Source organism: Legionella longbeachae, from assembly GCF_004283175.1.
GTDB lineage: Bacteria > Pseudomonadota > Gammaproteobacteria > Legionellales > Legionellaceae > Legionella > Legionella longbeachae.
In genome coordinates this window covers 228,572-252,539 of record NZ_RXNW01000005.1, presented here as the reverse complement: position 1 = coordinate 252,539, position 23,968 = coordinate 228,572, and the positions used below count along the sequence as shown (strand labels likewise).

Sequence of the window (23,968 nt, the reverse complement as noted above, 5' to 3'; positions counted from 1 at the left end):
CGACTAATGCTATCGTCAGATAACTCAATAGGACTTACTTCTGATAAGGATAGGCCTGAATAACGCATGCTACTTGCTTGTAAAAACGATTTATACAATTCCTTTGTACATCGATGACGCGACATCTCTAACCAGTTTTATCTCTATTATTTATGACGCGTATTTTAATCCATTTTTAGGAATGTGCGAAACTCGTGATTTATATTCTGTGCTCGTGCCGCATATGGATAATCAGTAACTAATGTAACCTTGTAACCTTTATTTAATACGGCTAATGCTGTAGCAAGCCCTGAGGGGCCGCCTCCCATAATCACAATATTGTCTTTATTGAAGTCATCAGATAACGGGGTTAGTTTGTCTGTAAAATTATTTTGTGTTTTGTACTCATTTATTTCTTTTCTATAGCTATTGGATAATTGCATGAACCATTCCTTAGTTTTAGAAAAAGATGGTTTAACCATTACAACCCCCTAATGGACAGATTTATTAAATTTTTATTACAGCGATCATATTTTAATCACTCAAGATTGAAGTTATCCAATTGATTGTTTTTATATGTGTTATCGATAGGAAAAATATATGAATTTTAACAACCAGTTAGTCTATTTTTGGGTGAAATTAAAAAGCGATTGACATAATGTTCAATCAAATGACATAATGAATTTTTATTACATACTGATGTTTTTTTAAGATGCACCACATAAGCGTTCAACAAATAATAATGCGCTGCCTGGACACTGTTGTCGAGGTTGGGCGGAGTTATTTGGAAAAAGCGCTAACAAATTAATCCTCACCAACACCAGTGTCCAGGTTTGTGATTCTGGTTCAGAAATCTCCAAATACAAGGCGCTCAAATTAAATTTTAACGGCAATAATGTTCATGATTTTTGCTGCTGAATTTAACCCGAATTTCCAGCTATAGAAACAAAATAGGTTAATTCGGGACTATATGAGGTCATTATCATGAGTTCTAGCGTAAGAGACATTTTATCAAAAATTTTTAATGTAGAGTTTGTATTGAAATCTTACATCCAACGTCATATTAAAGGCGTGCCGCCCAAATATACTTATTCTGAAGAATCGGGAGTGAATCCGGCTTTTCAACGTATTGAGGAAGTTGATGTCCTTCTTAATCCTAATGAAAAACGTATATTTGCATTACGTGGTGATTTTATTCTAGCGACTGGAGTTAAAAACTCAGAACAGCAACATGGTTATCATGGATTAAAAGAAACTTTTAAAAAATCACAATATTCATACTTAAATTGGAAGGATCGATATGGCCACCCTTCCCTTGCCATAGCCGATAATAAGTACGATGGGACAGTGCTTTATGCTGGATTTATTTGTCAACGAAGCGGATACCTGGAGGTTTTCTTATCTTCTGGAAGATATAATCGTTGTAATCGAATTGAAGAAGGAATTTTTCCACTAACAAAAGAACAGACTCATGTCATCGAGTCTTATCTATCATTAAAATTTCAAAAAGCATATGGACTCCAAAAAATAATATTTTATGACACAACCCCAGAACAAGATGACATTGATTCAGCATTATTTTTTAAAAATAAACCGTTTCCTAAAAGGAAAAGCTCTAGAATCTATCAATCCTCCGCAATTAGTGAAGCAGTTATAATAGCGCATAGTGACTCATGCTTTGAAAATGCTCAACACTATATTAAAAGCACTATCCCTCCTGTGAGTCCCAAATACAGCTATTCTGACGAAGGGAGTATCAATCCAGGTTATCAAGAAATTACTAGCATTCATTCTCCCCTAAAGCCACAAGAAAAGCGTATCTGGGCGTTGCGCAGCGACTTTATTTTGGCCACTGGTGTAAAAAATGCCTACGAAAAGGAATACGGATATACTGGATTTAAGAACAGTTTTAGTAAGTCACTTCATTCATTTATAAATTGGAAAGATCGTTATGGCCATCCCTCATTAACATTACCCGAAGGAGATTATGACGGCTCTGTATTTTATGCAGGATATGTTTGCCAACGAAAAGGTTACTTGCAAGTATATCTCGTATCAGGAAGATTTGAACGAAATGATTTAAATGAGGAGCAAACTCGTATATTAGAAGCCTATATTGCTGCCCAATTTCAGACAGCATATGGAAATCAAGAAATTGTGTTCGACTATGGCGACTCAAATAATCCAAGTTATCATGCTACTTTTTTTAGTGACGGGCTATTTGAAAAAAACAATCCCCAACGACGTTACAATCAATCATCAATTCAGAATATTCTCCAAAATATTCCTATTGCTCAAAACGATAAAGTAGAAAAGAACCAATATTTTTCAATCTAAAAGCACAGGGAATGGAAGCCCCCATTTTTATCATGTATACGTATCCCATTTGTTGTACTCTGTAATTTATCCCTGCTAAAATAGTATCATAAATTAATGTTTTATTTTTTTATCAAGAAATTAGAATCCATTAGGAATTCAATCACAGACAAAGAAGTACCAATTGTTAACAGACCAAAGTTGTGATTTTAACCCCCAGAGATAAATCAGTTATGGCGCGTCCTTTTAATACTTATGAATTACAAAAATGTCTTGATGAAATCGCTAAAATACCTATAAGTGAAGTCAAGTATTATCTATTATTAGCCCTTAATTCTATTAAAAAAGCAGATGCAGACCAATACCAGGATTTTTTAAAGGAATTAACCCATTTAAGTCTTAAATTAATTCGACTCTTGCAGCCAGAAAATGCTACTTTACCGCAAATGTTGCTTATTGAAATTACTCAATCCTACCAAAAACTCCGTGAGCTTTCCAAGACGAACACAAAGGCTGTTGCCGTGGGCTACGCCATAATTAACCTTGGCTCCACATTATTATCTGTTTTTACTGGGGTTCTAGGCGGCTTGGTAGGATCAATTTCGGGATTAATAAGAAGCATTTGCGATTTAAACAATCCCTTGAGCTATTTAAAAGATGGAGCACTTACTGGTTTTGCTTTTGGCGCAGCAATTGGTTTCAGAGCGCCCAAAAAAATATTTAAAAATGAACTCACAAGACAATTAAAATTTTGTATTGATAGGCTCGAAGAGTGTTTACTCGATATGCATGAACAAAAAGTAAAACCTTTTTCATATTATAAAAAACAAGTAAAAACAAGGTTGTTAAAAGAATGCTTTGACAATAATAAAGAATACTACAAAAAATTTTTACAGGAAATGCAAAAGTTTCAAATAGCAACATTGAACGCACAATTTGTCAGCGAAAAACTTGAAGGTTATTTAGGCCACCATGTTTGCATTATTCTTTCATTGCCCAATCAAAATAAACCTGAACTTATTGAGTTTTCATTAGGCGAATCTGATGTCATAACGAGACGGATTACCCAACATGAAGAACGAAAGGTAAGGGGTGAAAAAATTGTAGACATGATGGCGTTTCATCAGCAACTTCAAGAAACACAGTCATGTACTTATAACTATATTTTGACCAAAATGAAAGCAGGTGAAAACGATTGTTTTCGCTATATTGAGAAAATTCTACTTTGCACTGGTCAAAAAACAACAAAATTGCAGCGTTTTGACGGAACCGAAAATTGGATTGGAAAAAATATAATAGGTTTTTTTGTTAAAAAACTCAGCCCTTTTAAACAAACTGTTTTTGAAAATGAACTTTCCTGCGAGCAAGAAATATCCAAAAGTAAGTTATCCTTTTAGAGCACAGCATCTTTCTAAAATAAGTAGAACTTCACAGGAATGTAATGATTTTTAACTTATACATCCATTAATCCCTAAAAGAAGCTTTATTAAAAACCTCTTTTAGGGATCTCCTCAATTAGCATTAACTCAACAAAAGTTATATCTAAAGACGTACTTGTTGTTCTACCGCAATGGATAATAGACGATGAGCCATGTCCGTTGGATGAAGTTCATCAGCGAAAATATACCCATTTGAGCCCATCGTACATACTATTGCAGGTACATAAGAAGGCAGCACACCTGGCGTAAGTGGAACGATATAACCACATACAGGGGAATTATAGTTAGTAAAGTAAAAGGACTCTCCCCCTATTACATAAGGCTTTCCTGCTTTAGTTGCAAGAATAACATTATCCAGGAGATCGTAAACATCTACATATAAAATTTTAGTACCGTACTTGGCCTTCACCCTACCTAATTCTTGATTGAGCATGGAATTGAACGTAAATGTTGCCGTTTTCATATCTCCAGGAAGTGAAGGGGGAGCTAGTCCAACTGTTACCAAATCATTTATGAATGGCGTATAACCAATATTAGGTAAACTCAGAACAACTACCCTCTTCGCCCCGTGTTTACTGAGTAAAGCTATTTCTTGAGCAATATTTTTTGCTGCAGCATTCGCGGTTTCCAAGAGTAGAAGTTGAAATATGGGGGATGTTGATGAGGTACTAAACACTGTAAGAAGATCGTTTGCGCCCGACCAAATGAAAATCATAGCCTTAGGATCTATAGTAGGATGTGTCGTCAAAAACTGATTGACTTGAGCATGCAGCGAGGGTGCCCATTTAAAAGCGAATCCTATCGAATTAGTAGTACTACCACTAGCAGCATAATCAATACCTTTGAGCATTCCCGAAACAGGGCAAGCAGGACTGGGGCATTGTGACTGAATAGGAGGTGTGGTGTTGTTTGTAACTTGATCATTAGCAAGGTTAGGGTAAGTAATGGGATATTGTGCAGGTGAAGTTAATGCAAAACCTTTGATATCACGAGCCACATACTGTGACCAGGTATAGCCTTCATAAGTGGTAAATGTAGGTGCTTTACCTGGCGGGGTTGGAAAATAATCGTTATAACCACTATCGGTCAAACTATCACCAAAAAAATAAACCTGGCTAATCCGATCAAAAGGTATTGCATGTGCAGAATTGACTCAACTCAAACATACAACAACTAAACTGGCTAAACGAGATATATTCCTTTGCATGTACCCTGCGAGCCTCATTACATTTTTTAACATGCGACCGCCTCCTTGAATTAGTTAAATTTGTATCGGGCAGCCAGTGCCACAATATCAACTGAACCGGTGTAGTTCGCTGATACCTGATTTACTTCCAATGGCGCAGTGCTCGTTGCACTAGTTCCACTTGCCTGAATGACATTAACCGTTTGATCTTGCAAGAAGATATGTGCATAAGCAGCATCAATCGATATATGTTTGTTCACTGTATAACTTGCACCAATATTTACCCAATAGCGATCGGAATCCGGAATACGTGGATCTCTGTAGCTCGTGGTTGGGGTCTCATCATAAGAAATACCGTCACGGAACGTCCATACAGGAGTCCAATGATACTCTGCGCCCAATGCCCCAAACCATGCATTTCTCCAGCGGGTTTGAATCGTGCTGTTGGTAGCAAAAGCGTCTGGCATATTAATGCTGATTTGGTTGAAAACATCCCGGAAATTGATTTGTGCTGAAGCTTTGAGTGTCCAATTAGCGATGTCTTGAGCTGCGCTGAATGTTAAAATTTGCGGTGTTTTAACCGATGTATTAACACGTGTTTGCGCATTAAACAGAAAATTTTGTGATGGTGCTGGAACTGTCTCTCCTGGTAAAACGTATTGCTGGCCATGACCTTTTAGCGTCTCTTCAATTTGGGAGCGGTAGCCTATACCAAGGCTGGTGTTGACAAATGGCTTGTAGAGAATTCCGAGATTATAGCCATAGCCCCCCCTCCCCTCTAAGATGGGTAGGGAAATTTGCTGCTATCAAAGCATCAATAGGAGCGATTCCCGTATAAGCTCCATTAAAATTAGAGAAAGTTGCCTGCATCCATTGTGCTTGAAACCATCGCCTATCGCCAACTTATCATTGATTGAATAGGAAAGTGCAGGATTAATATCTATGGTTTTAACCGAACTATAAACAAGCAGCAAAGCGTACTACAGAATCGTAATTATAAGCTGTTTTTAAACCATAAGGAGCAATTAAAGCCAATCCCGCAACAAATTTATTATTAATCCGCCACCCCAAATATCCATCCGGAACAAATGCAGAAGGTGAAATATTTCCCTGGCTGTGGCTACATTTAGCTGCTGCAGAAATACTACTGGGAGGGATTCCCGGTATATTAACAGTATGCCTCGCGTGCGCATCTGTCATCTTGGCATGCGGAAAAAGCTCACTGGCCCCCAGATATCCTTGATTTTCTATTAACGTTGCTAAGGGTAGAACCTTTAATTTTGCACAATACAGCCAACTCTGTCTATAAGAACATTAAATTAATAAGTACTTGGAATTTAAATGATTTTAACGTGGGTTTGTTGACATTTATCCATAGCCCGCAAGGCATGGATCATTTAGGAATATAATTATATCCAGCTGCTAAATCTTGATACAGATTAACAACAGTAATTAATTGCTCTAGCTTATGTTGATTGACTTCAATCGCAAGTTCATCCAGCCTCACTTTTTCTTTGATCAAACTGAGATGACTGATAATCCCCCTTTGATATAATGTCTGGTTTAAACGATAAGCCTTGCTGAGTTCGCGTTCTGCTTTTAGTACATCATTAAGCCGTCGGGTATACAATTCATGGGCTGACAAATCATTAGTTATATCCCTAAGCACTTTACGCAAAGTCTCGCTGTATCGATAATAAGAGGCTTTATCCAATCCTTTAGCTTTTATTAATTGGCCATAGGTCGATGCTTTTAAAAATGGAACTTCAACTATAGCTTGATTAAAATGAATCGCCTGCCCCAATTGTCCGCCATTTTCAACTTTTGCGATTTCACCCCGAGCCATTGCTAAGTTAATTGCTGGTAATAAAGGGGCAAAAGAAAGACCAATCCCGGCATTAGCGGCAAATAACTCCTGTTTCGCTTGCTCCATATCAGGACGATTTTCAATGATATTTATTGGAAGGGCGCCAATAATCATTTTTTGACCATTTAAATCCCTGAAACGACGACTCACAAAAACCCTGTCTGGATTTTCATCTAATAAATAATGCAAAGCATTTTCACGAACCACAATATTTTGTTGTACTACTCGTTCTTTCGCCTGGATTAAAGAAAATTCTGTTAGAGCGAGATCTACTTCAGTTCGAGCATATAAACCACCTTGATAAAGAGTCTTGGAAATCGTAATTAGTTTTGAAAGGTCTTGTTCCAAAGCATGCAGCAGTGATAATTGCTCTACCTGACTCAAATAATTAAAGTAATTACTGGCAATCTGACTTATCACAGCCAGTCGAATACCATGATACATTGATTTTGTTGCTTTTAATTCATATCTGGCTTTTTGTTGTTCTTTTATCTGTTTAAAAATATTAAGGGTATAAGTAGGTACTGCAGTGAGCAAAACGCCTGGAAAGCCCAAGTAGGGAAATGAAGAATAACCTGCATTTCCGGTAACATCAGGAATCCAATTTAATTGTACGCGCTTTAATTCACCTTGTGCTGCTTCGATATGAGCAACTGCGATGTTAATATCATTATTATAAATTAAGCCTCTATCAATGAATGAATTCAAGTTGGGATCATTAAATTGTTTCCACCATGCAAAACAAGTAAGGTTTTCATTGGAATTCATGTAATGCTTATTTTTAGCAGCCCACTGATCAGGAACCACCAGTAAAGGCTTTTGAGCATGCTGAGCACAAGAGCTTAGAATGAGACTCAAAATGAGCAAACCAATAGTCCTTATCAATTTACTCTCCTATGTATTTTATCCTTTGGCTTTGATTTGCCCGATCAAGTTGCGCGAGTATGTTTTGAGTCTCAGATTCCAATAACTCATTACGATGAGGCGCCAAAACAAACAATCTGCGTATATTGTGATATGCTTGTTGCACTATAGCGCTGAAAAAAGATAATTCTTCAAGGAAATTTATTTCTGGATGAGTCTCATGTTTTGCTGCATCAACAAAAGCATATAAATCCAATATATTTGTGTTCAATGCAATACTTACTCGTAAATAGCTACTATCGCGCATGGGCCGTTGGGTCACTATAAGAAAGAGTTTATTTAATCGTGTAATAATTCTTTTTTGTAAATCGAGATAAAATTTGCGTGATAAATGGCTCCCACGAAATATGAAAAACTCAAACATGAAACACAGCAAAAAAGCAACGACAGTAGACAATAGATAATCAAAAAAGAAATTAGGAACGGCGTAATTATTTCCCCCATAATAATCAGTTCCTAATGAAGTCAAAGTCACTGTAAAAATAGTTGGAAATGCATATAGCTTGCCTAAAGAAAAGTAGGCCATAAATACAATAAAAGGAATAACAATCAAGATTAACCGAAAATCTATTTGCCCCATAACCCACAAAAAATAAGAAAGAAGCAATCCAAAAACAGCCCCCCAGAATCGGTGGGTAGTACGCAATAAACTTGCCCCTTTATCAAAACCTGCATAAATCATCATTACCGCAAAGCCTATCCATCCGGCATGGGAGTATCCTAATATCCGCTGTACCGCCAAAGCTGTGGCAAAAACAAGGCAAATCTGTAGCGCTCGCGTTTTTCGATAATCTATATTTTTAAACACAGATAATTCCAAGAATGTACTAATTTATTTAAAATAACCCAAGGCGTTGCGGCTAAATCACAAGGCCGTTCTTTTTCGATTGCTTGTTTAAAAACATGGAGCTTTTGAATAAATAAGTTAATCTTTTCACTATCCATCATGATCGCCTCTACTTCTGTAACACAAACCAGTAGATGCAATTGATTTACAAGTAAATTAATTTTCCAAATCGAACGCAGTGGAAAAGAACGAGGTAACATCCTGGCATAGCGTACTAAATGGGTCGTATGCCCACGGACGGGATCAAAAACAATTCTTTGATTTGCAACCATTAGGGATAAATGTTCCGTAATTTGTGACATCAATAATAATAATGATCGTAACCAAAGACGATAATAATAGCTGCGCGGAAAAAAAGCTAATGCAGCAAAAACTACTGCCATGGCAATAAAAGTGTTTAAACAATTATTTAGGATTGCATAAAAACTGGTATTAACCTCTCCATACAATAAAGAATAAGCGCCCAAACTTAACGCAACAGGGGCAATGACAATGGTATGCATTCTGCTTTTAATCGCAATCAAGTACAGTAGAAAAGAATAAAAAAATGCAAGAATAGGAAAAAAGGGGGTAATAGAAAAAATATCAAAAAGAAACGCACTTATAGCGGACCATAATATGCAATAAAAAAGCAGCAAATTTTTTTTCTTCATCGTTTCGCCAACTACTTCGGCAGCCATTGCTGTTAGTGGAATATAAAAATAATAAAAATAAGGGTTAGGAATAGAAAATACGAAGTTAACCGCAAAAAGGATCAATAAAACATAAGCAGCTTTCATTCCGTTCACACGGTGATTCCCGTAGGGATCATACGCTTCAATGATGTGAGCGAGTTTTGATATAAACATAAGCACTAGCACCAGGATGAAGAGGATATTTAGGATCTGGATCAAGAATTTCTATCTGGATGGGAAAGCGTTGTGGTTCCAAAAGCCATTGATTGTTGCTACCTACTTTTTGCTGCTGCGTGCGTGGATCTGTTGTTTGCCGGTCAGCAGCCCATATGGTATTGACTATTCGTCCATGAAAGATTTTATTAAAATAATACATACGAAGCATGATATACACCTTATCTCCAGGCCTTACTCTTCGTAAGTCCGTTTCATATAAGTTTGCTTGTACCCACCACTTTGAGGTATCGATAAATGAAAATAAGGGCTCATGAATTTTAACTGGGGTTCCTGCACCAATATAAAGATTATCAACTACACCATCGGCCGGGGCTCTGACTGTAGTTAAATCAAGATTAACGCGAGCATTATGTTTTTCTGCTTTGAGTGCTTTAATGAGCTTTCTTTGTTGAATGATTTGCTGATCCTCAATAGCAATTTGTTTTTTGAGCGAGTCCATCTTCTGTTCCAGCGAGTGCAAATCATAATCAAGCGTACGCACTTCAAGTTTTGACAACGCTTCGCGTACACTAGGCGCTTTTTTTAATTGGTATTCAAATTTAGCTTTTTCATAAGCATATTTTGCAGCAGCTAATAACGTTTCAGTCTTTTGGGTTTGGCGATTAATCACTTTAAGCGATTCTATTGCTTCTTCATATCGTGCTTTTGCATATTCATAAGTTAAACGATAAGACTTCTGATAAACTTCAAATAAAGGCTGATCCTTTTTAACAATACTCCCGTTATGTACATAAATCTTAGTAATGAATCCGGAAACATCTGCTGCAACAGGTGTCACATTAGTCACAACAAAAGCATGACTTGTAAAAGGAATCAAATAAGAAAAAATATGATAAATACCAATTAATACACTGATAACGATCACAATGACAGGTAAATTAATCTCATTTTTTGAGACTTTAAATATCCTTTTCATGAAATACCTTTTTTAAATCATTTATGCAGATTAGTATTTTTGCTGCTTCAGGCAAACATTAACTTTACATGAAACAGCAATTTTTTCCAAAACTGCTGTAAACAGCGTATTATAGGGTATGAAATAAATTTGCAAATGCGCTTTAAGAAACTAATTTTTATTTTAAGGTGATCTGAATACAATCTTGTATTTGATAAACTTGATAAAAATAATGACGCAATCATTTGTGCTGTAAAGGGAGAGAGCATGAAAAGCGAAATTAAGATTCCAACCGTAGAAATTACCGTAGTACGAATCTATACCTTAGAGCGAGCCGATAAAATTCCTGCTATTTTGAATTATCTACAAAATGAAGCTAAAATTCGTGGAATAAGTGTTTTTCGTGCTATTAGTGGCTTTGGTGAAACAAATGCCAACAATGGTTCTTTTTTAGAAATACCTTTTTCTCTTCCTATAATTATTGAGTTTTTTGACGAACCTGAAAAAATTACTGTAGCTCTAGAATATTTAACTACAATAATAAAAAAAGAACATCTTATTTTTTTTCTTGCTCGGGCAAATGCTTAAATTTAGATTATTGAGTCTTATGCCGCACTTTATCTTAACAAATCTTAATGCTGTTTATTATCAATGCATATAGGAGTAGATATGTCTTCTCAGTTACAGTTATTTAGTGATATTGAACCAATGTTGCTCCAATATAAAAATACTGATGCTCTAAAAAGAAGAGAGATATTGCTTGATGCAATTACTGCCGTACAGAAATTATCTGGAGAAATTTCATCTAAAGATGATGCAAAGGGACACTATAAATTATTATCCTATACTGCAACCTTAATTAGCTATGCCGACGTTTTGAATCGAATTGAAAATCAAAAATTTTTTGAGATTTTGTTAGATTTCTATAACATGGACTTAAATGCTAAATTAAGTGATTGGTTTGAATTTGGTCCACTAGGACAAATGAGATTAAAAAAACCGCTCCCTGAATATACCCCTGAAATCTGGGAAAAATTCCGTACCGCACAAAAAGAACATCTTGGAAAAACTGGAAAAGAAGGTACCTTTAATTTAGATCAACTTGATATTAATCATCCACCAGTAAATCAATTATATCCCATTCAAATTCAAATGTTCAGAAAGCTTTTCAATGAGGCTGTAGATAAGATAAGTGTTGATGCGAAAGGACAAATTCGATTTGCAAAACGCCATGGCCTCTACCAATTACCAGGTGGGGGAATGGTTGAAGCAAGCGACGCCGGCACAGTTGAGGGATGGGCTTATAAAATGCTTCAAGAACATTTAGAAGAAGAACATGCCAATCTTTTTATAAAAGCTGCGCCACTATATAATCAATTGGATAAAATTCTATTTAACCAACGTTTATTAAAAATTTTTAACAGCCCACAAACCAAAACGTTATCAAATGATTTCCAAAAAATTTTAAAAAACAGAATTAACGTTGAGGACACCAATGCCAAATGTCTGCACGGGATTATAAATGCGATCGATGAACAAAAAGAAAATGAAAAAAATGAGCACATTAGAAAATCATTAAGCGAATTACGTGCCCAAATTCAGGTACAAACCTTTGAGCTAACTCCTTTGTTCGCAGAAGCTTTTGTATACACCAAAGAAAATTCAAAATGTATGGATATTAAGCAATACCTCGACTCACGCGCCGCAGGTGGATTTCAAATATCGCATGTCTTTATATTCAGCTATCCTTTGGAAGAGTGGTTTAGGGAAAAGTTCAATAGTCCAAATGATGAGTTAGGTGATGATCTTAGTGGATCGAAAATTGAACGCTTGACGTTACTTCAAAGCATAGCTCAGTTTAAAAATATTAAATATTCTCATCTATTAATTGGATTGGCAGCCTATAATGAAGCTTTGGATAATGGTCTATTAGACATTAGTGCTGTCTGGAATAATTACCAATTTGATGCAGCCCGAAATGCCATTATCTCAATGCTACCGATTTTTGAACCCCGGCAACAAGTTATTGGCTGATACAAAATGAACATTTTAGATGCTTTTTCCATAGTTTAAATATTAAGGTGTGTTGAAAATTCATCCCCATCATCCAGGCGCTCTTAATTTATGACATATTTCCTCATCGAGATCACGCCATTCTGGATTAAGCTCCTCAATCCTATTTAACGCCCATTGTCTGTACCAATTTTTGAAACGTTTGTCACGTCGAGCAGCTTCTACACAGGCTTCATGAACCTCATAATAAACCAATAGAAACACATTGTACCTGGCTCTAAATCGAGGAACCCTATTATTTTTATGCTCCCAGACTCGTTTCATTAAATCGGATGTTGAACCGGTATCTAGTGTAGCTTTCCGCCTGCTTGCCATAAGATATGGCATAAAATGATGAGATCTTTAAAAATCTTCACCAACTTGTTTTTGAGGATCAACGATTGAATTGTTGCTAGAGAGAATTCCAGAATCAAAATGCTAGAGGTAGATCTCACCAAAGACAGCCAACAGACATACGCAATAACATTGCCACAACAAGCATACGCAGATTAAGCTTGTCATAAATCTGATGTCGTAGCATGCCCTCCTTCAGTTTTGACTAAAGCCCATCATGGAGCATCAGTCTAGCCATTGTAAACTCATTTTATACTTGATATGAGAATCGTTATATCATGAGGTTGCTCTTATTCATCAATCGATTAGAATAATCTATTGGGTTCATTTTAAATAGGACTATCTCCGGGATGCCGCGAACAAGTCCATATACGTAGGCGGTGGGGATGAAAGGTCAACACGCCTTACAATCAATCGTAAAAAATTATACCATCCATGGAAAGAATTCTAGAAGTATTCTATTCTTAATAAGCTTGGGTTACTTCAAGCTTAATTTAAATAAAATTTTTTATAAGGATAGTAATAATGGATGCATGGAATAGTGTAATTTTTATGAAAAGTAACAAACCTATGTCTGCTATGAATGAAATGGCAAAATGGGATGGAGTTCAAAAAATGTGGTCTACAACAGGTGAATGGGACTGGTGTATTCAACTGGATCCAAAAACATCATCTCCTGAAAAAGCTGAAGCATTTGTTGCTCGTATGCGTGAAGGGCACTGGGCAACAGAAACCAAAACAAATTGGTGGAAAGAAGTTGCTGCAAAATGAATTCTCGGCTCGGAGCAATAAGCTCCGAGCTTATGGTAAATGCATTTAAAATCATGGCCAACATCGAGTTACTCAAAAATTCTTTTTAGTTCCAACAATCCAATCGAATCATCAACCTGTATTTACTTTAAAAATATTGTAAATATTTTATACTTAAACATACAAGGACTAAGAGGGCTAACAGATGGAAAATAAAAAAGGAGCAATTGATTTTAAATTAATTTTTGAATCAATACCTGGCCTTTATCTTATTTTAGATAAAAATTTTACGATTATTGGAGCAAGCAATAATTATCTGCGCTCTACAATGGTAACTAGAGAACAAATTATAGGCAAAAATATATTTAAGGCGTTCCCGGATAATCCAGAAGATCCCTGCGCAACAGGGGAAATAAATTTACGTGCTTCATTAAATAGAGTTTTAAAAAATAAAACCTATGACACCATGGCCATTCAAAAATATGATATACGCCGTCCCCAAGAAAAAGGGGGGGGATATGAAGAACGGTATTGGAGCCCAATCAATTTACCCGTTTTAGATGCCCATAACCGGATTAAATATATTATCCACCGAGTTGAGGATGTTACAGAATATATTCAATTAAAAAAATCTCGTTCGGAACAATTAAAAATAATGGAAGAACTCCGTACCCGAGCCGGAGAAATGGAAATTGAAATTTATCAACGCGCCCAAGAAATTCAGACCGTAAATAAACAATTACAAGAGGTTAATAGTCACTTAGCCTTGCTGGATCAAATGAAAACTCAATTTTTTGCAAATATCAGTCATGAATTACGGACACCACTGATGTTAATTTTAGGGCCTATAGATTCATTACTACAGGATAAACCACTATCATCCCTACAAACAAAAAAATTGCGCTTAATTAAAGAAAATGCCCTTCTCTTATCAAAGCATGTAAATGATTTATTAGATATTGCAAAATTTGATGCAGCGAAATTAGAAATTAATTATTACGATATTGATTTTGTGCAACTTATTAAAAAAGTATTATCTTTATTTGAAGCAGATATTGAAGCTAAAGAATTTCAGGTTTCCTGTGATTTCCCTAAAACGCTACTCATTCAAATTGATAGTGAAAAAATAGAGCGCGTTGTCCTTAACTTACTCTCCAATTCAATTAAATTTAATCCAATTCATGGAATAATCAATCTTAAATTGCATAAAAAAAAGAATTATGCCGAATTTTCTATTGAAGATAATGGTCCAGGAATTCCTTCAAAATTTAAAGAAGCAATTTTTGAACGTTTCTTTCAAATGGAAGAAAGTTTGTATCATTCAGCTGGTACTGGTTTAGGATTAGCCATCGTAAAAGATTTTGTTGAATTACATAAAGGTACGATTAATGTACAGAAGTCCGAATTAGGTGGCGCACGTTTTGTGATTCAAATTCCATTAAAAGCCCCAGAAAATCAATTGGTGCATCATACTCACCCCCCGTTAAAAATGCTTGAAATACCTCGTTATGTAAAAGAACAACAAAAATCAGGATTTCTGCAAACAAAAGGGATAGAAAATGCCAACTGCCCTCTGGTATTAATAGTAGAAGATAATCCAGCAATGAATGAATTTTTGTGTGAAATTCTCAGTAAAGAATACCGCATTATCTGTGCCCATGATGGTAAAGAAGGTTTGGAGAAAGCTATCGAGTTTCTTCCTCATGTAATTATTAGTGATATAATGATGCCTGATATGAATGGAATCGAAATGGTTCATGCTATAAGAAAGCATTCATCCCTACTTTCCACCCCTATTATGATTGTAACTGCGAAAGCAGATGATGATCTTCGGGTGCGCATACTCCAGGAAGGCGCCCAGGACTATATGACGAAACCCTTTTCAGCTCAAGAGCTTAAAGCAAGAATTGCAAATTTAGTTTTAGTCAAAAATGCAGAAGATGAATTAGAGCGATTTGTTTATTTAGCGTCTCATGATTTAAAATCACCATTACCCGCAATAGAGCACCTTGTTTCATGGATTGAAGAAGATACCGAGAACCAATTGACTCCCCAATCTCGAAAATATCTAAGCTTTTTAAGAAAGCGTGCTTATCGAATGTCGAATTTATTGGATGGGCTATTAAAATATGCCCAAGCTGGGGTGATTCATTCAAAAGTTGAAACAATTAACTTTTCGGAATTAGTAAATAATGTCGTCCATAAAGTAGATTCCGCAAACGATTTCGATATTCATTGCGATCGATGCAATTTTTCTATTAAAGCAGAAAGAACACCATTACAAGAAGTACTTTATGAACTTATTGATAATAGTGTAAAACATCATCATCTTCATAAGGGACACATTAAAGTCGGTGTTATTGAAAAAAAAGCTTGTTATGAATTTTTTGTTGCTGATGATGGCCCTGGAATAGAAAGTGCCTATCAAGATCGAATTTTTCAGCTTTTTCAAACTCTGCAACCCCGTGATATTTTCGAAAGTTGTGGCGTAGGACTTAGTATCGCAAAAAAAATTGTTGAAACCCATGGATCCAATATCTGGGTTGAATCCGCTAAAAACCAAGGTGCTGTATTTCATTTTACCTGGCCCAAACGAACAGAACATCTAAGAAATATAAAAAAATAAAGGTCGTTCAAAGTGTGAGAAGATGCGAAGGCAAGAATTACGTAAGAGCGTTTGAAAACGACATAAAGCTGTTTTGCTCCTTTTCTGTCGAACTCTCATTAATTTAATGACTTTACGCTATAATGTAAAAATTGCACCTTAATTAGACTCTAGAAATGCAAAATACATCCCTGCAGGACCAATTTCAACAAGCCTATCAAGAGGTCATTGAGCTTCATGTCCAAATTGAGAATTTATTTCACAACAAAATAACTAATGAAGCTCGATTGCCTTTCTTAAGTTATTTTCATCCAAATTTTACTATAATCCAACCCGATGGGGTATTGAGAGATTATGATTGGCTTGGCAATTGGTATCTTAATGCAGCAGGCTCGCGCCCCCAAGTAACCATTACAATTGAACATTTTAAAAAGATTTTTTCTTGCGCAGATAATGTTATCGTTAGTTACGAAGAAGTACAACAGATCACCGAATATGAACGCTTGAGACGTTTATCCACTGTAATTTTTGTCCCGACAAACAATCCGGAACAACCATTGCTTTGGCGACATTTGCATGAAACATGGATTAAATAGCAGAAACAGCATGAGTAAAATAATAATATTAAAAGACAATACCTTATCACAAACCGATGAGCTTCTTACCTTAATAAAGAGCGATATGGATGTAGAAATTATAGAGGTTCAGGATCCTGTAGATAGCTCACTTGAAGAGTTCGCCCAAAAGAATAAAACCATACTTATCGCCTTGGGAAAGCTATGTGAATTGGGATGGATCATTTCAAATAAGGTTAATGCGTTTAAAGCAATAATATTGATTCATCCTCAAGTGCTTCCCGATTATTTAACGATGACTCATCAACATCCGTGTATGATTATCCACACTCCCGAAAATCCATTTATAACATTTCAACAATTGTCTGCCATTTCACGTCCCCGACCTGACATCGCTCAATTTATTAGTTCATCCCACAATTTTTTAGAATATCAGCAAGAAATATTTGCGTTCATGAAACAATATTTACAAGATCCTGAAGAAACGCACCTCACACGTATTATCCGCGACACAGATATTACGAACATGTTGCCTGCACCCAACCCTGGAGCCATCCGAATTCTGGAAGAAAATAAGGTTACGGTTGGAATAGTAATGCCAGGTAAAAACCCTCCATTTGAACACATCAATCCTGGGTATAAAAATGAAATTCATTTTGTAGTATCGGGCACTGCTCAATTTCGGCATGGCAATACCGACCCAAAAACGCTTGTTAAGCCGGGTGATTTCGTTTATGTCAAAGCATTTGAAAAACATGAATGGACTGATTGGTCTGACGATTTTAAACTCATCTTCATGCAATGGGAGATAGAATAACCTCTATAAAACAGGATAGCCGCCACAATGTTTGTATTCCCTGCGGGAGTCTAAAATAGCTACCAGACCGTAAACGATCTTATCGGGATCTAAAAAATCATTATAAACAATTTTTATAACCTACTGGTTTAAAATAAGTCAACCTATGCTAATATTTGTCGTTTTAATTTTATTAAGGACATTAAATGCCGTTTACTGCTCAATTTATTAATACTCAAAACTTGAATGCAGCACTTGAGGTATTAGGGCTCTCTTCACAGAACTTACAAAATCAACCTTCAGAAAAAATTTTAGACGAGATAAAGAAAGCTTATAAAAAAATGGCTCTTAAAGTCCATCCTGATAAAAATCAATCACCGAATGCAGCAGAACAATTTAAAGAACTTTCTCATGTCTATAATTTATTTGAAGACGCACACGCCCATGGCCATTTTGATTTCCTCTTCAAAACCCCAAGTGTACCACATACCAACCCTACTCCGGCGAAGAAAACTTTAAATACCGATTATAAAGCCTGGAGGGATGAAGTAGTGAAAGACTACGGTGAATCACCGTCACTAAGACATGCCTCTCAAAACTCTTTTTTCGCTGAAAAATTACTTCAGGTATTAGAAACACAATATCCATCAATATTCTCAACACCAGTTACTGAAACTTTTGCATCCATTATTGCAAAGCATGTTTTTCTATTTCGGCAACACTATGGTTATGAACATGATAAAGCAACACAAGAATATCCAAATTCTGAATTGTTTCGTAATTTAGTTCATGATCTTGTACACCATGGATTTAACCTAATGCCGGCGGCCCCTAATGCTTATATCAGGTTTAAAATACAAGATATTTCGTTTAATCCTATTGCTGGCACCCATGTTAATCTATTTGTTCATAATGAGTTTAAAAATTGGTTTAAGAGCATTCCACTACAGAAAGCTACTTCTTGGGAAGGTGTCATTTTATTCAAAATAGACAACGATACTGTGTCGCTTAACAAAGGAAAAGGAACCCCGGGAATTCAAATTAAAAAATCAAGTGACGCATTTGTTGCTTTTAACAACATTACTGCCGATGCTAAATCCAGTGTCGAAAGACAAGAAAATCTCTTGGGATTTTTAAATTTAATCGATACCTGCATCAAAACATTACAAAAAGCTAAGGGATTGGAAGGTATTTCTATTGCATTTAAACCAATCGATATTAATTTTACGGTTAGCAAAGGCACACATACTCAACTATTTCCCGAACCCGAATTTGAGCAATGGTTTGCTAGTCTTCCCATTAAAAAGGCAATAAACGTTGAAGAAAATATGTCTGTTTATAAAGGCGATGAGGATACTTTATCTATTCATACAGGACCAGGAACATCAGGGATCCAGATTAAAAAAAACCAACATGTGTTCGAAGCAATGAATAATCTCACCGCAGATTCTCAATACCAAACAATGGAAGAAAGAACACAGAATTTAATTCGCTTTTTAAAACGTTTGGACACTCATGTAACTAAATTTTCTGATGCAGAAAAGAATATTCCCACTAATGAGTTTGGCTTGTAACCTGGAGCATATTAGGGGGTTATTAGTTTTTACTGTCTACGTGTTGCGCTTTATGCGCGACACCTAACATTTCAAGTACCTAATTTTGATTCCCAAAAATCTCAGGTGCAAAGCGCAAGACCTAAGTGATTAGCATGAATGCTCAACACCCCCTAATGTAAATACGAAGCGTATTTCAATACCTTGAATACGCTTTATTTTTCTCATCATCTTTCAAATATCCACTGCTTCATCAGGCCAAACACTACATTGTACTTGCCCAATATGCTTCTTTTGTAAAAAAAGCATCACTAAACGAGATTGGCCAATACCACCACCAATAGTCTGGGGTAAAGCACCGGAGATTAATTTCTGATGCCAATCATAATCCAAACGATGTTGGGAACCCGTTATTGCTAATTGATACTTTAACATGGCTTCATTGACCCTGATACCCATAGAAGAAAGTTCGAAAGCATCCTCAAGTACCGGATTCCACACTAAAATATCCCCATTTAATCCTGTCAATCCCACTTCATTCACAGAGCTCCAATCATCGTAATCCGGAGCACGTACATCATGAGGTTTGCCATCTGACAAAGCACCCCCTATCCCGATTAAGAAAACTGCCCCATATTTTTTAGTAATCTGTCGCTCCCTCTCTTTAGGAGATAAATGAGGATACAAGGCAAGTAACTCTTCCGTATAAACAAAATGTATGTATTGGGGTAGAAATCGATTTAAACCATAAAGATCACTAACAGCTTTTTCCGTTTCTTTGATTGCATCATAAAGTTCAATCACTGTTTTTTTCAAATAACCTAAACTACGATCGTTATCATCTATGACCCGTTCCCAATCCCATTGATCGACAAAAACAGAATGGGTGGCACTTAATACTTCCTCATCAGGTCTTAAAGCGCGCATATGGGTATAAATACCATCCCCTGCTTGAAAGTCGCGCTCTCCTAGCAACTTTCTTTTCCATTTTGCTAATGAATGGACAACCTCATACTTACGATCAGGTATGGCTTTAACCTTTACGGAAACAGCTTGTTCTGTTCCAGATAAGTTATCTTGTACACCATCACCTATACAAGCTAATAATGGCCCTTGTACCTCAATAAGGCCTAATTTTTGTTCTAATTCACGCGAAAAAAAAGTTTTAACAAAGCTTATTTGCTTTTGTTCTTCAATAAACGACGACTTCATAAAACCACCTCAGATATAATTTATATGTTATATTATATTGAATTTTTCCATTATTTTTATTATTAAATTAAAATATACATGGATATAAAATATAAAATTTATTAAAATTAACTTTTTATTAAATGAAATTTAAAATTTAAAGATGAAAGACCTGGAAAATTATCAAATCGATAATCTAGATAAAAAAATACTCCATGCATTAATGAAAAATGCACGCACCGCATACGCAGAATTGGCCAAGGCATATGCTGTAAGCCCCGCTACGATTCACGTACGTGTAGAAAAAATGCGGCAGGCAGGTATTATTGAAGGAGTGCATGTACATATCAATCCAAAACGATTAGGGTATGATGTTTGTTGTTTTATCGGTATTACGCTTAATCATGCAAAAGATTACCAATCTGCTCTCAAGAAATTAGAAGGTCTAGAAGAAGTTATTGAAGCTTATTACACTATCGGTCATCATTTTAATATTTTTATTAAAGTGATGTGTCAATCAATTGATGCTTTACAACAGCTCTTGGTGAATAAAATTCAGCTTATTGAGGAAATACATTCGACGGAAACGCTTATCTCATTGCAAAATCCCATCATGCGGTCAGTGACTCCTTGAGTTTCTCTGTCTAGTTTTTCTTAAGGCTTTCGTCATTGTCACGAAAGCGGAAATTATTTCTATAGGGGCATTGTGCCCCGCTTTGGCGAGAATGAATATAAGACCTAAATCATTGATAGTGGGGTCAGGGAAGCAGGTAAAGATTCATTCGCAGCAAGACTTAAGTAATTTTTAAAAAAAGTCATATCGGTTTTATTTTCTAACTGTTTTCTCTTTTCATAGAATATTGAATCCACAAGTTGTTGTTCTTCTGTAGATAATTTATTGGAGAATAATAACAACTCATCCTGTGCATCTGGACAAGTTTTTGCATCAAATAGCAAATCATTGAGCTCATTTAATTGATTATTTCCCTCAGTAGGATCCAGGAAATGAATTTTTCGCGCCAGCTTACTTAACAAGATTAATTTATAAATCTGTGGAATATTTTTTTCATAGTGCACTATCGTATAAAGTTCTCGAAGCTTATGAAGGAACATCGCTAAATTATCAGTATCATGCTTATTTCCCAAAGAATACTTAAGTGCTATATAGGCATATAAATAAAAAATAAAGCTCTTTGTCTTTGGATGAATCTCTATTGCATTTTTGTAAGATCCAAACACTAATTTTTTTCCATGATTTGTTTTAATACACGCGTAATAATTACTTTCCGTAGTCATCAAAAGTTTTACTGTATCATCCTTAAGCAACTGTTTAGCCACTGCTCCGCTGGCTTCCGTATAGTGGTCTTCATGAAGCATTTTTTTCAAAAAATTCAAGCGCCGTTCACGTCCTGTACTATCATTTTGACCAAACCCAAAGCTAATTCGTGTTCCAAATGGTGTTGTTCGAAGCAAAAAACAATGACCGATTTCATTTTGATCTTCAAGAATCAGGATGCGATTATATTTAAAATGCGTATCTTGGGGATCAATACTTCTTTGAAACTCTTCTAAGGTAAGTAAAGAGCCTCCAATTGGTTTATAAGTGTCAAGATACAAATTATAGAGTTGGGCAATTTCATATGCCTCGAGGCTATCCACAATGCGTTCGCCCGTTTGGGAAATTTTTTTAATAACTAACATTATTTATCGCTTATCTACGTGTTTGAACTTTTGCTAGATGAGAAATTTAATATGCCCAACGGTTTTGAATTAAAGCAGGATATCAATGCATATTTCTAATTAATCACTAACGTTGATCTTTAAACTTTTAATGTCATTTTCAATTTAGTAAAGGACATTTTAGAGTCCATTTGATATTGGAATGCGCATTCTAAATGAAATAGAATAAAAAAATAAACCTTTTATTAAAAAGAAGTACAACCTCATGGTATTTGAGCTTGTCTTGTCGCGCTCATTATACTAAGAAGCTGTTCTGTATCTTTTGGTTCTTTTGGTTCTTTTGCTTTTCTAAAAAAACCACCGAGGCTCCCGGTATTGTGAGTATTTTGTTTTTCCCGCAAGTGGGCAACGAGATAAGCACTTCCAGGTGCATTAGTAACCCCCCCTGAAGATAAGTGAGTCGCAACAATCAGATTTTTTATCGATCCATACTCATTTTGTCCATAGCATATTGTAGGAACCCCATCATAAGCACATGCTCTTGCACCTGTCCAACGAGTAAGAAACCGATCACGAATCAATTGGTCAAGTTCTTGTTGCCCCAGTGTGATACATCTAGTATCTCGATCTAAACAGACACTAATCAATGGTGCATAAATTTGGTTCAACACATTTAATTGGTACACTGAAGCTTTTATTGCATAATCAGCATTTAAATCAGGTTCGTCCAGACCTAAAAATGCTTTCATTCCACCAATGCCCAGCGTAAATGACTCTCCAAATTTACCGACTTGCACCACAGAGGAGCTCGCCACTCCAGTACGAATAGCCAAATTACATTTATAATCCATCTTAAAACCTGCTTTCAGAACCAAACGCTCAGGCAAAATTAATTTTAAGGAGAATCCAGCAAAACGAGCATGGGGTGGTTCGAATAAGCCGAATCGACGAAGTGTACCTACACTTTCTCCAGGACAAAGAATAAAATCATTCGAGTTGTAGTTACGTTTTTTTATTGTGGCCTTTTTATCGGCAATATGAAATTGGGAAACATGATTTTTTTCAACAGAGTAACCAAGCCCTACAACTTCTCCGAGCTTCGCTTTAAAACACGGTTTTTCTTTACCATCCTCGGTAAGATAAGTACCCATAACCCGTGTCAAGTAATCCACAAATTTGCTTAAAAATACTGGTGTGTTGATACAACCTCCTGGGCGCAATATAACTCCTGCTCCAGGATTCCAGCATCTAACTCCATCACTCCGGGTAGTACTGTAATTTTCATAAAATAATTGAAAAGAAGAATCAAGTTGTATAAGTTCATCAGGGCTTATTAATTGTGCTTGTTGATAGCCTGCCTCCCTACTTTCTTTAATCGTTGCATCTAACTTTTCTTCAAAATTCAATACATCATAATATATATCCAGGCGATAGCCATCTCTTAGACGTATTTCAGAGACACTTCGTTCACGACAAGCTAAATAGTTACTTTCAAGCAAAATATGACGCAATTCCTCATCTGCTGTTTCATGAATAAAACCCCACAACGACAAAGAAAGTTTGCTAAATTCAATAAGAAGTTCTTTTTTACGGTAAATATCTTCTTCACCACATGATTTTACAGCTTCAATGAACTCTTCCGCTTGATAAATAATTTTATCCGCATTCGGAAGTAAAATTCCGCCATTAAATTCCGTAAAAAATTTTCCTAATGCTTCAATAAATTTTTTCCCTGGAGGAACCACGGACAGTATTTCATTCCAGCTCAAGCTTGGCACTAAGAATGCTGCGGTGGTTTGTGTGATCGGATATTTACCCCGTATAGAAATTTTAATTGCCTTATCCTCCTCCCTTGCTTTCAAGAAAGCAAAATAGGCAATCATTAAAGCAACAATTCCGTTGCCAGCAATAGATACCTTTTCAGTAATGTTTTGGATAGGTATAGGCATAGTCGTTCCCCCAGTTTTTAATCCATTTTTCTATAGGGATAATGCAGTAAACTAAGGCGTTTTGACCATTCATCCCCACCGCCTACGTACCGAACTTGT

At 36.0% G+C, this 23,968-nt stretch carries 22 protein-coding genes and 1 pseudogene; 10 read left to right on the top strand and 13 right to left on the bottom strand.

Annotation, left to right across the window (positions count from 1 at the left end; translation table 11 throughout):
- Both EKG34_RS18965 and EKG34_RS07155 read right to left on the bottom strand, forming a co-directional pair.
- A pseudogene (locus EKG34_RS18965) lies at nt 1–125 on the bottom strand (IS701 family transposase); the annotation flags it as partial.
- Nucleotides 126–164: 39 nt separating this feature from the next.
- On the bottom strand, nt 165–461 hold the full coding sequence (locus EKG34_RS07155) for a hypothetical protein (protein ID WP_012978862.1): 297 nt from the start codon (nt 459–461) through the stop codon (nt 165–167).
- A 502-nt stretch (nt 462–963) separates the two neighbouring features.
- Between EKG34_RS07155 and EKG34_RS07150 the strand changes: the two genes are divergently transcribed.
- Together EKG34_RS07150 and EKG34_RS07145 are read left to right on the top strand one after the other, a co-directional pair.
- Nucleotides 964–2,316 carry a hypothetical protein gene (locus tag EKG34_RS07150; protein ID WP_003632681.1) on the top strand — a complete coding sequence of 451 codons (1,353 nt, stop codon included), beginning with the start codon at nt 964–966 and terminating at the stop codon, nt 2,314–2,316.
- A 212-nt stretch (nt 2,317–2,528) separates the two neighbouring features.
- A complete protein-coding gene (locus EKG34_RS07145; RefSeq protein WP_003632682.1) occupies nt 2,529–3,692 on the top strand; it encodes a hypothetical protein in 1,164 nt (387 codons plus the stop codon).
- A 145-nt stretch (nt 3,693–3,837) separates the two neighbouring features.
- Here EKG34_RS07145 and EKG34_RS07140 read toward each other — a convergent pair whose 3' ends face one another.
- The 7 genes from EKG34_RS07140 to EKG34_RS07110 all read right to left on the bottom strand — a co-directional run bounded on the left by EKG34_RS07140 (nt 3,838) and on the right by EKG34_RS07110 (nt 10,385).
- A complete protein-coding gene (locus EKG34_RS07140) occupies nt 3,838–4,854 on the bottom strand; it encodes an SGNH/GDSL hydrolase family protein (protein WP_223800123.1) in 1,017 nt (338 codons plus the stop codon).
- A 137-nt stretch (nt 4,855–4,991) separates the two neighbouring features.
- Nucleotides 4,992–5,705 carry an OmpP1/FadL family transporter gene (locus EKG34_RS07135; protein ID WP_223800122.1) on the bottom strand — a complete coding sequence of 238 codons (714 nt, stop codon included), beginning with the start codon at nt 5,703–5,705 and terminating at the stop codon, nt 4,992–4,994.
- A gap of 172 nt (nt 5,706–5,877) precedes the next feature.
- Nucleotides 5,878–6,120: an outer membrane protein transport protein gene (locus EKG34_RS07130; RefSeq protein ID WP_003632687.1), complete on the bottom strand. Its 243-nt coding sequence runs from the start codon at nt 6,118–6,120 to the stop codon at nt 5,878–5,880.
- Nucleotides 6,121–6,313: 193 nt separating this feature from the next.
- Nucleotides 6,314–7,672, bottom strand: coding sequence for a TolC family protein (locus EKG34_RS07125; RefSeq protein WP_003632688.1), 1,359 nt, complete (start codon nt 7,670–7,672; stop codon nt 6,314–6,316).
- Nucleotide 7,673: 1 nt separating this feature from the next.
- Nucleotides 7,674–8,519 carry an FUSC family protein gene (locus EKG34_RS07120; RefSeq protein ID WP_003632689.1) on the bottom strand — a complete coding sequence of 282 codons (846 nt, stop codon included), beginning with the start codon at nt 8,517–8,519 and terminating at the stop codon, nt 7,674–7,676.
- Entirely contained in the window at nt 8,504–9,337 is an 834-nt protein-coding gene (locus EKG34_RS07115; RefSeq protein ID WP_223800121.1) for a hypothetical protein, read from the bottom strand. Before EKG34_RS07115 ends, EKG34_RS07120 begins: the two co-directional genes overlap by 16 nt.
- Nucleotides 9,338–9,374: 37 nt before the next feature.
- A complete protein-coding gene (locus tag EKG34_RS07110; RefSeq protein ID WP_012978858.1) occupies nt 9,375–10,385 on the bottom strand; it encodes an HlyD family secretion protein in 1,011 nt (336 codons plus the stop codon).
- 246 nt (nt 10,386–10,631) lie between these two features.
- On the opposite strand from EKG34_RS07110, the gene EKG34_RS07105 reads away from it, so the two are divergent.
- Both EKG34_RS07105 and EKG34_RS07100 read left to right on the top strand, forming a co-directional pair.
- Nucleotides 10,632–10,952 carry a DUF190 domain-containing protein gene (locus EKG34_RS07105; RefSeq protein WP_012978857.1) on the top strand — a complete coding sequence of 107 codons (321 nt, stop codon included), beginning with the start codon at nt 10,632–10,634 and terminating at the stop codon, nt 10,950–10,952.
- Nucleotides 10,953–11,033: 81 nt separating this feature from the next.
- Nucleotides 11,034–12,398 (top strand): hypothetical protein, encoded by a 1,365-nt coding sequence (locus EKG34_RS07100; protein ID WP_003632693.1) that lies wholly within the window; start codon nt 11,034–11,036, stop codon nt 12,396–12,398.
- A 69-nt stretch (nt 12,399–12,467) separates the two neighbouring features.
- Here the strand turns inward: EKG34_RS07100 and EKG34_RS07095 are convergent, their stop codons facing one another.
- Entirely contained in the window at nt 12,468–12,764 is a 297-nt protein-coding gene (locus EKG34_RS07095) for a GIY-YIG nuclease family protein (protein ID WP_012978856.1), read from the bottom strand.
- A 531-nt stretch (nt 12,765–13,295) separates the two neighbouring features.
- Here EKG34_RS07095 and EKG34_RS07090 point away from each other — a divergent pair.
- From EKG34_RS07090 to EKG34_RS07070, 5 genes are all read left to right on the top strand, one after another.
- The gene (locus EKG34_RS07090) at nt 13,296–13,541 is read left to right on the top strand and encodes a hypothetical protein (protein ID WP_003632695.1); all 246 of its coding nucleotides are present in this window, start codon (nt 13,296–13,298) and stop codon (nt 13,539–13,541) included.
- 184 nt (nt 13,542–13,725) lie between these two features.
- A complete protein-coding gene (locus tag EKG34_RS07085; protein WP_003632696.1) occupies nt 13,726–16,146 on the top strand; it encodes a hybrid sensor histidine kinase/response regulator in 2,421 nt (806 codons plus the stop codon).
- Between the two features lie 155 nt (nt 16,147–16,301).
- Nucleotides 16,302–16,721, top strand: a complete 420-nt coding sequence (locus tag EKG34_RS07080) for a hypothetical protein (protein WP_003632698.1) — start codon at nt 16,302–16,304, stop codon at nt 16,719–16,721.
- Nucleotides 16,722–16,731: 10 nt separating this feature from the next.
- Nucleotides 16,732–17,517: a cupin domain-containing protein gene (locus EKG34_RS07075; protein WP_003632699.1), complete on the top strand. Its 786-nt coding sequence runs from the start codon at nt 16,732–16,734 to the stop codon at nt 17,515–17,517.
- A 185-nt stretch (nt 17,518–17,702) separates the two neighbouring features.
- Nucleotides 17,703–19,070 (top strand): J domain-containing protein, encoded by a 1,368-nt coding sequence (locus tag EKG34_RS07070; protein ID WP_012978855.1) that lies wholly within the window; start codon nt 17,703–17,705, stop codon nt 19,068–19,070.
- Between the two features lie 213 nt (nt 19,071–19,283).
- Here EKG34_RS07070 and asnA read toward each other — a convergent pair whose 3' ends face one another.
- A complete protein-coding gene (asnA, locus tag EKG34_RS07065) occupies nt 19,284–20,261 on the bottom strand; it encodes an aspartate--ammonia ligase (protein WP_003632701.1) in 978 nt (325 codons plus the stop codon).
- Between the two features lie 142 nt (nt 20,262–20,403).
- On the opposite strand from asnA, the gene asnC reads away from it, so the two are divergent.
- Nucleotides 20,404–20,874, top strand: coding sequence for a transcriptional regulator AsnC (asnC, locus tag EKG34_RS07060; protein WP_003632702.1), 471 nt, complete (start codon nt 20,404–20,406; stop codon nt 20,872–20,874).
- Nucleotides 20,875–20,978: 104 nt separating this feature from the next.
- Here the strand turns inward: asnC and EKG34_RS07055 are convergent, their stop codons facing one another.
- Together EKG34_RS07055 and EKG34_RS07050 are read right to left on the bottom strand one after the other, a co-directional pair.
- On the bottom strand, nt 20,979–21,941 hold the full coding sequence (locus EKG34_RS07055; RefSeq protein ID WP_003632703.1) for a hypothetical protein: 963 nt from the start codon (nt 21,939–21,941) through the stop codon (nt 20,979–20,981).
- 242 nt (nt 21,942–22,183) lie between these two features.
- Nucleotides 22,184–23,869: an FAD-dependent oxidoreductase gene (locus EKG34_RS07050; RefSeq protein ID WP_080619822.1), complete on the bottom strand. Its 1,686-nt coding sequence runs from the start codon at nt 23,867–23,869 to the stop codon at nt 22,184–22,186.
- Between the last annotated feature and the right edge of the window lie 99 nt (nt 23,870–23,968).